Raw genomic sequence first — 12845 nt, forward strand, 5'->3', positions numbered from 1 at the left:
GGGTAGAGCTGCTGGGCGCCCAAATGTCGGCACTGGCGGACGCAATCCGCACTACCCAGACCCTGACTGGCCAGCCTGTGACGGTGATCGGAGGTCTGGCTGTGATATGCCGTCTCAGCACCCCGCATCGTGCCACCAGCGACCTCGACATCGTCAACCGCCGCAACGACCATCAAGCCCCTCAGCTCGAACTGCTGATAGCGAAGAGCGAGCCGGTCGAAGGACGCAACGCGGCGCTGGTCACGACTGCGGCCGGAAAAGTGATCGTTGACGTCTTGGAAGTGGCCGACGCCGATTTGCACCCGCTGCCCGACGATCCCACCGGCCGGCTCTTCGTGCTGTCGCACGCCTGGGCTGCTGCCACCGCGACTCCGGTCATCATGGGTGTGCACGGACAGCCTGATATCGCGGTTGCAGTTGCCGAGCCCGGCCCGCTGATCGCCATGAAACTTCAAGCGACCTTCGATCGCGGCAAAGCCAAGGAAGGCACGGACTTGCTTGACATCGTCCGACTCACTTTGGATCAACAATCGGGACCCACAGTGCGAGAGCAGCTTTCACTGGCTGAGTCCCAGCTCGCGCGGGACATCGCACAACACGTGGAGTTCTGCCTCGACGCGCGTGCCGACCGATCGCTATCACTGATCAACGCAATCCCCGAAGGCGCCGATTTACGTCTCGATGACATCCACCTCGCCGCCGAGCTACTCAGCGGAGCGCTAGGCCACTGACCGCTGAACCTCACTTTGGAGCAGCACAAGCTTGCACTGATTCGTTCGTCAGTAGTTGCCAGCGCGGCGTCGGCAGAATAATGACTCGTCAGGATCAACGGCTCAGCTGGAAGACCTCAACTCGTGTCGCACGTGGCCAAGTCCCCCCTCGGACACACGACTGAGGCGAGCGAAATGAATGCTCGCATTCATTTCCGAGCCGATGGAGTGTGTTGAGCGGCGAAGCCGCGAACACACCTACGCTGCGGCCCACCTGAGCGTGTTGAGCGGCGAAGCCGCGAACACACCTACGCTGCTACGGTCGCACACACCCAATCACCTTCCCGCGCAACCGTATTGGGCCTGCGCCGGCAATCCAACCGAGCACACACTTCGCGCCTGGGCATTCACACGTAGGCTGGTAGGCGACCCATGAATCGACCGAACGGCTTTCTCCGGCGAACGGCGACGCGCAACTTCCGTGACCGCCGCGAGGCCGGTCGCGCGCTGGCCGAGGAACTGACGTCCTACCGTGGGCGCGACGTGCTGGTGTTCGGGCTGGCGCGCGGCGGCGTGCCGGTGGCCTGGGAGATCGCCGCGGCCCTGGGCGCCCCCTTGGACGTGTTCCTGGTGCGCAAGCTCGGGGTGCCGAACTGGTCGGAGCTGGCGATGGGCGCCTTGGCCAGCGGTGGCGGCCTGGTGATGAACGACGACGTCGTGGCCAGCTTGCGCGTCACCGATGAGCAGGTGCGCGAGGTGATCGACAGCGAGACCACCGAACTGCTCCGGCGCGAGCACGCCTACCGGGGCGGCCGGCCGATCGCCGACCCGCGCGACCGGGTCGTGATCCTGGCCGACGACGGGATCGCCACCGGCGCCAGCATGTTGGCCGCCGTGCGAGCGGTGCGCGCCGCGGGGCCGGAATCAATCACCGTCGCGGTCCCGGTGGGGCCGGAGTCCGCCTGCCGCGACCTGGCGCGGGAGGCCGATGACGTGGTGTGCGCGACGATGCCGCCCGGATTCGAAGCCGTCGGGCAGGTCTACGACGATTTTCATCAGGTCAGCGACGACGAGGTGCGCGAACTGCTCGCCACGCCGACGGCCTGAGCGTTACTTGGCGGACTCGTCGCCGCGGCCCTCGGCCGCGACGCTGGATTCCCCCGTCGGCTCGGGCCCGTCGGTGACCGCCTCCGCTTCGCCCTCGGCGGAAGCCTCCTCGGGATAGTCCACGTAGTCGTCCTCGTCGGGACGGGCCTCACCCGCATCCTGGTCTTCGGCACCACCGGGCTCGCGGTGCTGGCGCTCGCGCAAGGCGTCGAGGATCAACAGGACCACACCCACCACGCTGGCGGCGATGCACAGCCAGGCGACCAGCTCGTTGCTCGTGACGACGGCGAACACCAACGCGACGAGCCCGATCAGGGCCAATACCAGCGCAATGACGAGCATCGGGCATCCTCCAGGCGACGAGCGGGACTGCGGTGTTCAGGACCTAGTGTGCCAACCCCGAGCTCGGCGAGCGTCCGGCACAGCTGAAAACGCTAGTTGTTGCCCCGGTTGAATTGGTCGAACCCGCCGGCATCGGCGCTGGAGTCCACGGGGGCCGCCGACCCGCGCTGGCCGAGTTCCTCGAGCTGAGACTCCAGGTAGGTCTTGAGCCGGGTCCGGTATTCGCGCTCGAAGGTGCGGAGCTGTTCGAGGCGACCCTCCAGGACCGTGCGCTGCTGGTTGATGGTGCCCATGATCTCGGAATGCTTGCGTTCGGCGTCGGCCTGCAGGGCGTCGGCCTTCTCCTGGGCCTGGCGCAACTGGGTCTCCGAGCGGGTCTGCGCGTCCGCCAACATCGCGTCGGCGCGCTGCCGGGCCTCGGCGACCGTGGTCTCGGCGGTGCTGCGGGCCTCGCTGAGGATCTGGTCGGCGTTGGCGCGGGCGTCGGACAGCATCTTCTCCGACTCGGCCTGCGCGGTGCTGGTGAGCCGGTCCGCGGTGTCCTGGGCCAGGCTCAGCACCCGAGCGGCCTTCATGGCCTGTTCCTCGTTGTTGACCGCGGCGGCCGGCGCGGCCGCGGCCTTGACGGGCTCGGGCTCGGGCTCGCGGACCGGAATGGCCTGCGTGGGCGCGGCGGCCGCGGCCGGGGCGGCGGCCCCGCCGCCGGAGGCCAGCTCCTGGTCGAGCTCTTCGATCCGTTGGCGCAGATCGCTGTTCTCTTCGATGAGTCGCGTCAGCTCGGCTTCCACCAGATCGAGGAAGGCATCCACCTCGTCTTCGTTGTAGCCCCGCTTGCCGATCGGTGGCTTACTGAACGCCACATTGTGGACGTCGGCTGGTGTAAGCGGCATTGTTTCGTCCCCTCAAGTTCCTGTCGAACGTTCTGGAAAGTGTAGAACGCAGTGGTAGCCGTGGTGCAACTGCCGTCCATCCTGTCACACCAGGCGCGACGGTTGCTGATTAGCCCAATAAATAAGAGCCAATTTCAAACATTGAGGCCAATAAAATCCGAAACCTTAGAAATTTTAAATCGCGGGAACCAAACCGACGCTAAAACGTGTCCGAACCGTCTCCGGGGGCGGCGCGGGGCCTCAGGCGGCGGGCCGGAACGGGGTCACGCCGCGGCGCCGAACGCCAGCTGCATCCCGATGAACGCGACCAGTAACAGCACCATGATCGACAGGTCGAAGCGGACCGCTCCGATGGTGAGTTGGGGGATCAGCCGGCGCAGCAGTTTCACCGGCGGATCGGTGATCGACATGATGATCTCCAGCACCACCACGGTGATCCCGGTGGGATGCCAGTCCCGGCTGAACGAGCGGATGAACTCAACGACGACCCGAGCGATGAGCAGCAGCCAGAAGATGAACAGCGCAAACCCAAGGATCTGAAAGAACAACACCAACTGAAGTGCCCCGACCTTATCGATGAGATGCCAAGCGCCGCGGACGTGCGCGGCGCCTGCCAGCCTACCGACTCCGGGTCAGCGGCCCCACCTCACGTGGTCTCGGGACTCGTTCAACCGTTCGAGGGTGCGGTCAGCTCTCGCTGCCGAGCGCGGCGGGTGCGCCTATTGGTAAGCGTAGAAACCGGTTTCGGCGATCCGGCGACGCTCCTCCGGGGACACGTCGACGTCGGCGGGCGACAGCAGGAACACCTTGGTCGCCACCTTGTCGAAGGATCCGCGCAGCGCGAAGGCCAGGCCGGCCGCGAAGTCGACGAGCCGCTTGGCGTCGGCGTTGTCCATCGACACCAGGTCCATGATGACCGGGGTGCCGTCGCGGAAGCGCTCGCCGATGGTGCGGGCCTCGCTGTAGTCCTTGGGCCGCAGCGTGGTGATCTTCGACAGCGGGTGGCCCTCTTCGAACATCATCGCCATCCGGCGGGGGTCCATCGCCAGCGCGCCGCGGGTGGAGTTGCGCAACCACGAGCCGAAGCGTGGCCCGCCCCGCTCGGCCCGGTCGAATTCGCGGGGGTGCACGGAGCCGTAGCGGGGTTCGTCGGCGTAGCCGCCGCGGTAGCCGGCGGGCGGCGGGTAGTCGGCGGTCTCGCGACGCGGGTCCTCGTAGTCGTCGCCGTCGTAGCGGCCGTAGCCGTCATCAAATCGGGGGCGCGGGAAACCGCGGGACGGCGCGCGGTCATCGTAATACTCGTCCTCGTAGTCGTCCATTGGGGCCATACCGAAATAGGCCTTGACTTTGTGCAGTGTGCTCATTGCGTTGACCCTTCTAGCCCCTGGGATTCCTGGTGTTAGTGATAAAGCTGTTACTGCAGTGACTACTTACGGTGACGGTAACCTCCGACGGCCCAATAGGGCGGTACCGACACGCACACATGTCGATCCGTGTTTGACCGCGATTTCGAAGTCGTTGGACATGCCGGCGGAGAGCCCGACCGCGTTCCGGTGCGACTCCAGGACCCGCCGATGTTCCGATTGCAGCCGGTCAAAGGCCTCGTCGGGATCGGAGTCCAGCGGCGGGATGGCCATCAACCCGGCCAGGTCGAGATTGGACGCCTCCTCGACCTGGGCGCACATCTGGTCGACGGCCCCCGGCCGGGAAATGTCCACACCGCCGCGGGACTCGTCGCCGTCGAGGCTGACCTGGACGTAGATCCGCATCGGGTCGGTGCGGCGCCCTTCGGCCAGCGCCGCCGCCACCCCCCGGTCGAGGGCGGTCACCAGCTGGGCGCTGTCGACCGAGTGCGCGGTGTGGGCCCAACCGGCCACCGACCGAGCCTTGTTCCGTTGGATATGACCCACCATGTGCCAGCGCGGATTTCCCACGTTCGCCCGTTCGGGAGCCGCCAGGAGCCGAGTGACTTCGGCCACTTTTGCGGTCGCTTCCTGGTCCCGCGATTCGCCGACGGCCCGGCACCCCAATCGGGACAAAGTCACGACGTCGATTGCTGGAAAATATTTGGTAATCGGCAAAACCTCGATTTCCGCGGCATTGCGGCCCGCGGCTTGTGCTGCCGCGGCAAGGCGGGAGCGCACCGCCGCCAATGCGTGGGTCAATTCCGATTCGCGGTCTCCCCCATTGGACACGTCCACCGCCATCGCGGTCACTCCATCCAGACCAGCGAGGCCAGCCGGCCGGTGGGCGCCTCCCGGCGATGACTGAACAACGTCGGGTCGGCGACCGTGCACCGCGGATCGATATCGATCGCGGTGACGCCCAAACCCTTGAGCTGGCAAGCGATTCCGGCCCGCAGGTCAAGCCCGGGGGTTCCGGCACCGGTGATGGTGCGACTGCCCGGCAGCGCAGCTTCGACCTCGTCGGCCATCGCCTCCGGCACCTCGTAGTTGTGGCCGCTGACCGCCGGACCCAGCAGGGCCGAGATGTCGTCGGGCTGCGCCCCCAGCTCGAGCATCGCCTCCACCGTGCGCGCCACCACGCCGCGCTGGGCACCGACCCGGCCGGCGTGCACCGCCGCGGCCACCCCCGCGCGCGCATCGGCCATCAACACCGGAACGCAGTCGGCGGTCACCACCGCCAGCGCCAGTCGCGCCGTGCGGGTCACCAGCGCGTCGGTGTCCTCCACGGCGGCCTCGCGTGGCCCGTCCACCACCTCGACCCGATCGCCGTGGACCTGGTTCATCCACACCACGCGGCCGGGGCGCAGACCGACGGCGGCGGCCAACCGGGCCCGGTTCTCGGCGACCGCGGCCGGGTCATCGCCGACGTGGTCGCCCAGATTGAAGGTGTCGAAGGGCGGCTTCGAGACACCACCGGCGCGGGTGGTGGTCACCCGTCGGACGCGAACGCTCACGTGATCAGTATCCGGAAGTTGTTGCCTGCCAGGCTGCATCGACGTAGGGCCACTATCTTTCGAGGCCGGTTTGTCGCGCAGTGGCAAGCAAATCGAGACCTCAGCGGCGCATGAACGGCGGCACGTCGACGTCGTCGTCATCGCCACCGATATTCAAGGTCGAACCGTTCGTGTGCACCGGCACGCTGACCGCGTCGACCGGTTCGAACAACGTCGAGGTGAGCTTGCCGGCCTTTGCCGACTCGATGCGGTGCGCGCCGACTTTCTCTTCCTTGTCGGCATTGCCGCCGATGACGGGTTTGCGGCCGGGGCCGGTGGCATCGAAGCCCGCCGCGATGACGGTGACGCGCACCTCGTCGCCCAGCGAGTCGTCGATGACGGTACCGAAGATGATGTTGGCGTCCTGGTGCGCGGCGTCCTGCACCAGCGAGGCCGCCTCGTTGATCTCGAAGAGCCCGAGGTCGCTGCCACCGGCGATCGACATCAGCACGCCCTGCGCACCCTCCATCGACGCCTCCAGCAGCGGCGAGTTGATGGCGATCTCGGCGGCCTTGAGCGAGCGGCCCTCGCCGCGCGCCGAGCCGATGCCCATCAGTGCGGTGCCGGCGCCGGACATGATGCCCTTGACGTCGGCGAAGTCGACGTTGATCAGACCCGGGGTGGTGATCAGGTCGGTGATGCCCTGGACACCGTTGAGCAGCACCTCGTCGGCGCTGCGGAAGGCGTCCATGAGTGACACCGCGGCGTCGCCCATCTGCAGCAGCCGGTCGTTGGGGATCACGATCAGGGTGTCGCAGCTCTCGCGCAGCGCCGCGATGCCGCTTTCGGCCTGGTTGCCGCGCCGCTTGCCCTCGAACGAGAACGGGCGGGTGACCACACCCACGGTGAGCGCGCCCAACTTGCGGGCGATGCTGGCGACGACGGGAGCCCCGCCGGTGCCGGTCCCGCCGCCCTCGCCGGCGGTGACGAACACCATGTCCGCCCCGCGCAGCAGCTCCTCGATCTCGTCCTTGGCGTCCTCGGCGGCCCTGCGCCCGACCTCCGGGTCGGCGCCGGCGCCCAGGCCACGGGTGGAGTCGCGCCCGACGTCGAGTTTGACGTCGGCGTCGCTCATCAACAGCGCCTGCGCGTCGGTGTTGATCGCGATGAACTCGACGCCTTTGAGGCCCTGTTCGATCATTCGGTTGACGGCGTTGACGCCGCCGCCACCGATACCCACGACCTTGATCACGGCCAGGTAGTTGTGCGGGGGGGTCATCATTCGTCTTCCTCCCTGATGGGCTCGGCTCTCCCGGTGGTGGGCTCCTCCGGACGGTGGCGGTCCTCCCTGGCAAACCCTCAACCTCAACCATAGAGTTAGAGTTATGTCAAGTAGTTCCGCGCAACCAGAACGGTATGGGCATGGCGCGCGCGAACCCCGCAGGCGCGCCGACGCGCGTCCCGCAAATTTTGCGCATTTTTCCGCGGCTGAGCGGGCGTGAGCGCTGTTCGGCGGCGCCGCGGCGCGCGCGACGTGACGAAGATCGCTACTTGACCGTCGGCAGGTCCGGGCTGGACACGTCGTAGGTCTTGCCGGGCTGGGTCAACAGCGCGGACAGCTTCTCGGCCTTCTCGTCCGTGCGGTCGGTGGTCCCCCAGATCACCACCCGGCCGTCGCCGAGTGTGAGCGTGATCGAGGCCACCGAGGGCGCCGCGACCCGGCCGACCTGGTCGGCGACCTCGGGACGCAGCGCGGTGAGCACCTGCAGGGCGGCCTTGGTGGCCGGGTCGTTGGGCCCGGGGTCGGCGACATCGAGGTAGGGCAGCGCCGGTGGCGGCGGTCCGGTCGCAAAGTCCACGCCGTCCCGGTCGAACAGGTGTGGCCCGTCGGGAAAATCCTTGACCGCCACCGGGACTCGCTCGACGATGGTGATCCGCAGCGCGGACGGGTACTGGCGCTGCACGCGCGCGCTGGCCACTCGGCGGATCGCCGCCACCCGGTCGGCGACCTGGCTGGTGTTGATCTGCAGCAGCGGCGTTCCGAGCCGCACCTGAGCCGCATCCAGGACCTCTTCGCGGGTCACCACCCCGGTCCCGACGACGACGATGTTGCGGGCCGACATCGCCGGCGTGAAATAGAGGACCAATGCCAGGCCGATGCCGACGATCACCAGCAGGATGGTGACCAACAGCATCTTGAGCCCTCGAACAACGCCGCGCGCAACGGGTTTGGGCTCGTGGACCGGCCGCCCGGTGGCCCTGCGCTTGGCCTCCCGGCGCGCCTCTTCGATGGCCATGGCGCGGGCCTGGGCGGCGCGTCGTTCGGCGCGCTCCCGGCGGGCGCGCCGGCGCGGCCCCTCGACCTCGGCCGGATCGGGCTGTTGATCGGTTGCCGTCGGCTCGGTGCCCGTGCCGGTGACCAGCGGTTCGGTGGCGGCGTCGTCCGGGACCGGGTCGTCGGCCTGGCCGGCCCCGCCGCCCGGCGTGCCCGGGTCGAGCGGCTGGGTCATCACAGGGCTCCCGGCGCGCCGCGGTTGGCCCGCGCCCGCAGCGCCGTGACGATCTCGGGTCCCAGCAGGGTCACGTCGCCGGCCCCCATGGTGACGATGACGTCGCCGGGCCCGGCGACCGCGGCCACCTGCTCGGCGGCGGCGGAGAAGTTCGGCAGGTAGCGCACCGGGACGCTGACGTGCTCGGCGACGCTGGCACCACTGACGCCGGCCAGCGGTTGTTCGCGCGCGCCGTAGACGTCGAGGACGAAGACCTCGTCGGCGGCGTCCAGCGCGTGACCGAACTCCTCGGCGAAAGCCTTTGTCCGCGAATACAAATGGGGCTGGAACACCGCGATGCTGCGGCCGTCGCCGCTCTGCTCGAGCAGGGTTCGGACCGCCGCCAGCGTGGCGACGATCTCGGTGGGGTGATGGGCGTAGTCGTCGAACACGCGCACCGGCTGCCCGTTGCCCGCGGTGCCGACCAGTTCGAATCGGCGCCGCACCCCCTCGAAGCCCGCCAACCCGTCCAGCACCGCGTCGACGGGGGCGCCGATCTCGAGGGCCGCCAGCAGCGCGCCCATCGCGTTGAGCGCCATGTGGCGTCCGGGCACCGACAGCCGCATCACCCGCGGGCGTTGCTCGGGGTCCAGGTCGGGCGCCAGCTGGATCTGGGCGACCGCCTCGGTGCCCTGCTGCTGCCACGACAACAGGGTGGTGGCCAGGGGTTCACCGGGTAACGAGGTCCCGGATCCGTAGCGCAGCACCCGGATTCCCAGTTCGGCCGTACGTCGGGCCAGCGCCGCGGCCCCGGGGTCATCGACGCAGACCACCAGCGCCCCGCCGGGGGCCAGCCGGTCCACGAACGCGTCGAACACGTCGACGTAGGCGCCGGCGCTGCCGTAGAAGTCCAGGTGGTCGGTCTCGATGTTGGTGACGACGGCGACGTTGGGCGTGTACTCGAGTAGCGACCCGTCGCTTTCGTCGGCCTCGGCGACGAAGCAGTCGCCGCTGCCGTGGTGCGCGTTGGTCCCGGCCTCCCCCATCTCGCCGCCGACCGCGAACGACGGGTCGCGCCCGCAGTGTTGCAGCGCCACGATCAGCATCGACGTCGTCGTCGTCTTGCCGTGCGTGCCGGTGACCATCAGCGTGGTGCGCCCGTCCATCAGCTTGGCCAACACGGCGGGCCGCAGGATCACCGGGATGCCGCGCCGCCGGGCCTCGACTAGCTCGGGGTTGGTTTTCGGGATGGCTGCGTGGGTGGTGATGACGGCGGTGGCGCCGCCGGGCAACAGGTCCAGCGACGACGCGTCGTGCCCGATGTTGATCTGCGCGCCGCGGGCCCGCAGGGCATGGATGCCGCGCGACTCCTTGGCGTCGGAGCCGGAGACCAGCCCGCCGCGGTCGAGCAGGATGCGGGCGATGCCCGACATGCCGGCTCCCCCGATGCCGACCATGTGCACCCGCTGCAGCTCCGGCGGCAGCTGCTCGGTGGTCATGGCTGCCCTCCGGCCGACAAGCGGCCGAGCTGCGCCTTCCTGGCGATGTCCAGCGCCGCCTGGGCCACCTGGCGGGCCGCGTCGGGGTGTCCCACGCGCGCGGCGGCCGTCGTCATCGCCGCCAGCCGCGGCGGGTCGCCCACCAGGGCGGCCACCTCCCGGGCGACCAGCCCGGGGGTCAGGTCGGCGTCGGCGACCACCATGCCGCCGCCGGCGTTGACCACCGGTAGTGCGTTGAGCCGCTGCTCGCCGTTGCCGATCGGCAGGGGCACGTAGATCGCCGGCAGGCCCACCGCCGAGACCTCGGCGACCGTCATCGCCCCGGACCGGCAGATCACCAGGTCGGCGGCGGCGTAGGCCAGGTCCATCCGGTCGAGGTAGGGCACCGCCACGTACGGCGGGTCGCCCGGCAGTGGTTCGCGCAGGTCGAGCGTGTTCTTGGGGCCGTGCGCGTGCAGCACCGCCACGCCCGCGGCGGCCAGCCCGGCGGCCGCCCCGGCGACGGCGCGGTTCAGCGAGGCCGCCCCCTGCGAGCCGCCGAACACCAGCAGCACCCGGGCGTCGTCGGCGAAGCCGAAGTGTCGGCGCGCTTCGGCGCGCAGCGCCGCGCGGTCCAGCGAGGTGATGGCTTCGCGCACCGGCACCCCGACGACCTCGGCGCCCGGCAGGCCGCAGTCGGGCACCGCGGAGAGCACCCGCTCGGCGCTGCGGGCGCCGACCCGGTTGGCCAGCCCGGCGCTGGCGTTGGCCTCGTGGATCACCACCGGAACCCGGGATCTGCGCGGCGAGACACCACGCGCTGCGAGATAGGCCGGCAGCGCCACGTATCCGCCGAAGCCGATCACGACGTCGGCGTCGACCGACCGCAGCACGGCGCGGGTTTCCCGGACGGCCCGCCACACCCGCGAAGGCAGCCGGGCCAGGTCACCGCTGGGCTTGCGGGGCAGCGGCACCGGCGTGATCAGCTCGAGGTCGTAGCCGCGCGCGGGCACCAGCCTGGTCTCCAGCCCCCGCGCCGTGCCCAGCGCGGTGATCCGGACCTTGGGATCCAGCGCGCGCAGCGCGTCGGCGACGGCCATCGCCGGTTCGACGTGCCCGGCCGTTCCCCCGCCGGCCAGCACGACCGACAAGGGCCTAAAAGCCGACAACGCGGCACCGGCGGGCAGAGGGTCTGCCCCCCGCCCGCCGGTCGGCTCGTTGACCGTGTCGTTCACCCGTAACGCTGACCTTCCAATGCGCGTGTGCGCCGTTGCTGGCGCCGGCCGGCGGCCTGATTGGCTCCCAGGGTCGCATAGCGCTGGCCAGATCCATGATGCCCCGCCCGTGAGCGGGGGTTACCCGCAGACCGGCGGACCGGGCGGCCGGCCGCCCGCGGGGGCGCCCCGCGCAGCGGCGCCTCGCCGTTGCGGGGCGCCTTGCGCCCGGGCGACCCGGCGCCCTTGCGCGGCGCGGCGCCCGATTGCGGGCGCGACCGCTTGCGGTCGCGGAACGCCTCCAGGCGCGTGGGCGAATAGGGCTCGGGCAGCGGCAGCCGCAGCAGCCGGTTCACCTTGTCGTCGCGGCCGGCCCGCAGCGCGGCCACCGCCTCGGGTTCGTGACGGGCCGCGTTGGCCATGATCCCGATCATGAAAAGCGTTGCCGCCGTGGAGGTTCCACCGGCGGAGATGAGCGGCAGCTGGATGCCCGTCACCGGGAGGATCCCGATCACGTAGCCGATGTTGATGAACGCCTGACCCAGGACCCACATCGTCGTGGTGGCGGTCAGCAGCCGCAGGAACGGGTCGGCCGACCGGCGGGCGATCCGCATCCCGGTGTAGGCGAACAGCCCGAACAGGACCAGCAACCCGAAGGCGCCGATGAAACCGAGCTCCTCGCCAATGATCGCGAAGATGAAGTCGTTGTGGGCGTTGGGCAGGTAGTTCCACTTGGCGGTGCCCTGGCCCAGGCCGTCGCCGAAAATGCCGCCGTGGGCCAGCGCGAATTTCGCCTGCCGGGCCTGGTAGCCGGTGTCCTGCGGGTCGTTCTCGGGATTGATCCAGGACCGCACCCGGTCGGACCGGTAGCCGGCCGACATCGCCAGGATCGCCCCGGCCATGAAGACCGCGAGCAGCGAGGTGGCGAAGACGCGCAGCGGCAGGCCGGCGTACCAGAGCAGGGCGAGCAGGATGATGCCCAGCGACACGGTCTGCCCGAGGTCGGGCTGCGCGACGATCAGCGCCAGCGCGATCACCGCCGCAGGCACCAGCGGGATGAGCAGTTCGCGCAGGCTGGCGCGCTCGAGTCGGCGGGCCGCCAGCATGTGCGCGCCCCAGATGGCGAAGGCGATCTTGGCCAGCTCGGAGGGCTGCATGGAGAAGCCGGCGACCACGAACCACTTGCGGGAGCCGTTGGCCAGGTTGCCGATGCCGGGAACGAGGACCAGGACCAGCAGGATCACGGTGACGACGTAGCCGGTGAAGGCGACGCGGCGGATGAACCGCACCGACATCCGCAGCGAGGTGTAGCAGGCGATGAGGCCGATCACCGTCCACAGGACCTGCTTGCCGAAGATGATCCAGGCCGACCCGTCGGCGTCGTAGGACCGCACCCCCGATGCCGAGAGCACCATGATCAGGCCGAGCGTCGTCAGCAAGCCGGCGATGGCGATGATCAGGTGAAACGAGGTCATGGGGCGGCCGAGCCAGGCACCGAACCGGGTGGGCGAACCGCCATCGCCACCGGCGGCCTTGTCCTTTTTCGCCTTGGGCGCCTTCGCGGGCTTGGCGGGCTCGTCGGCCTTGTCGCCGTCGTCCGCGGCCGCGTCGGTGACCTCGGCCGTCGCGTCCGCGTCCTCCGCCGGCCCCGGCTCGGTCGCGGTTCCGCCGGTCGCTTTGCCCCGGCCCAGCAGCCGGGTCAGTGCGTTACCCACG

12 protein-coding genes and 1 pseudogene are annotated in these 12845 nt (G+C 69.6%); 2 read left to right on the forward strand and 11 right to left on the reverse strand.

Annotated elements, in window-relative coordinates; all coding sequences use genetic code 11:
* Positions 1 to 23: 23 nt before the first annotated feature.
* Both QGN30_RS16420 and QGN30_RS16425 read left to right on the forward strand, forming a co-directional pair.
* The gene (locus QGN30_RS16420; RefSeq protein WP_019733675.1) at positions 24 to 731 is read left to right on the forward strand and encodes a hypothetical protein; all 708 of its coding nucleotides are present in this window, start codon (positions 24 to 26) and stop codon (positions 729 to 731) included.
* 405 nt (positions 732 to 1136) lie between these two features.
* Positions 1137 to 1817, forward strand: a pseudogene (locus tag QGN30_RS16425) (phosphoribosyltransferase); the annotation flags it as partial.
* Between the two features lie 3 nt (positions 1818 to 1820).
* On the opposite strand, the gene QGN30_RS16430 reads toward QGN30_RS16425, so the two are convergent.
* The 11 genes from QGN30_RS16430 to ftsW all read right to left on the reverse strand — a co-directional run bounded on the left by QGN30_RS16430 (position 1821) and on the right by ftsW (position 12844).
* On the reverse strand, positions 1821 to 2159 hold the full coding sequence (locus QGN30_RS16430; RefSeq protein ID WP_014379976.1) for a phage holin family protein: 339 nt from the start codon (positions 2157 to 2159) through the stop codon (positions 1821 to 1823).
* Positions 2160 to 2251: 92 nt separating this feature from the next.
* Complete coding sequence (gene wag31 / locus QGN30_RS16435) at positions 2252 to 3049, reverse strand: DivIVA-like cell division protein Wag31 (RefSeq protein ID WP_008256153.1); 798 nt, start codon at positions 3047 to 3049, stop codon at positions 2252 to 2254.
* A gap of 263 nt (positions 3050 to 3312) precedes the next feature.
* Complete coding sequence (locus QGN30_RS16440; RefSeq protein ID WP_003878110.1) at positions 3313 to 3603, reverse strand: YggT family protein; 291 nt, start codon at positions 3601 to 3603, stop codon at positions 3313 to 3315.
* Positions 3604 to 3768: 165 nt separating this feature from the next.
* Positions 3769 to 4413 carry a cell division protein SepF gene (locus tag QGN30_RS16445; RefSeq protein WP_014384576.1) on the reverse strand — a complete coding sequence of 215 codons (645 nt, stop codon included), beginning with the start codon at positions 4411 to 4413 and terminating at the stop codon, positions 3769 to 3771.
* 66 nt (positions 4414 to 4479) lie between these two features.
* Positions 4480 to 5256, reverse strand: a complete 777-nt coding sequence (locus QGN30_RS16450) for a YggS family pyridoxal phosphate-dependent enzyme (protein ID WP_036458904.1) — start codon at positions 5254 to 5256, stop codon at positions 4480 to 4482.
* Between the two features lie 5 nt (positions 5257 to 5261).
* Entirely contained in the window at positions 5262 to 5969 is a 708-nt protein-coding gene (gene pgeF, locus QGN30_RS16455; RefSeq protein WP_036458813.1) for a peptidoglycan editing factor PgeF, read from the reverse strand.
* Between the two features lie 100 nt (positions 5970 to 6069).
* The gene (ftsZ, locus tag QGN30_RS16460) at positions 6070 to 7227 is read right to left on the reverse strand and encodes a cell division protein FtsZ (RefSeq protein ID WP_008256146.1); all 1158 of its coding nucleotides are present in this window, start codon (positions 7225 to 7227) and stop codon (positions 6070 to 6072) included.
* 268 nt (positions 7228 to 7495) lie between these two features.
* Positions 7496 to 8458: a cell division protein FtsQ/DivIB gene (locus tag QGN30_RS16465; RefSeq protein ID WP_036458811.1), complete on the reverse strand. Its 963-nt coding sequence runs from the start codon at positions 8456 to 8458 to the stop codon at positions 7496 to 7498.
* Complete coding sequence (gene murC / locus QGN30_RS16470) at positions 8458 to 9936, reverse strand: UDP-N-acetylmuramate--L-alanine ligase (RefSeq protein ID WP_008256144.1); 1479 nt, start codon at positions 9934 to 9936, stop codon at positions 8458 to 8460. The genes QGN30_RS16465 and murC overlap by 1 nt, the downstream gene beginning before the upstream one ends.
* The gene (gene murG, locus QGN30_RS16475) at positions 9933 to 11150 is read right to left on the reverse strand and encodes an undecaprenyldiphospho-muramoylpentapeptide beta-N-acetylglucosaminyltransferase (protein WP_008256143.1); all 1218 of its coding nucleotides are present in this window, start codon (positions 11148 to 11150) and stop codon (positions 9933 to 9935) included. Before murG ends, murC begins: the two co-directional genes overlap by 4 nt.
* Positions 11147 to 12844 (reverse strand): putative lipid II flippase FtsW, encoded by a 1698-nt coding sequence (gene ftsW / locus QGN30_RS16480; RefSeq protein WP_008256142.1) that lies wholly within the window; start codon positions 12842 to 12844, stop codon positions 11147 to 11149. Before ftsW ends, murG begins: the two co-directional genes overlap by 4 nt.
* Position 12845 lies beyond the last annotated feature (1 nt).

The organism is Mycobacterium sp. 3-98 (genome assembly GCF_035918355.1).
Taxonomy (GTDB): Bacteria; Actinomycetota; Actinomycetes; order Mycobacteriales; family Mycobacteriaceae; genus Mycobacterium; species Mycobacterium intracellulare.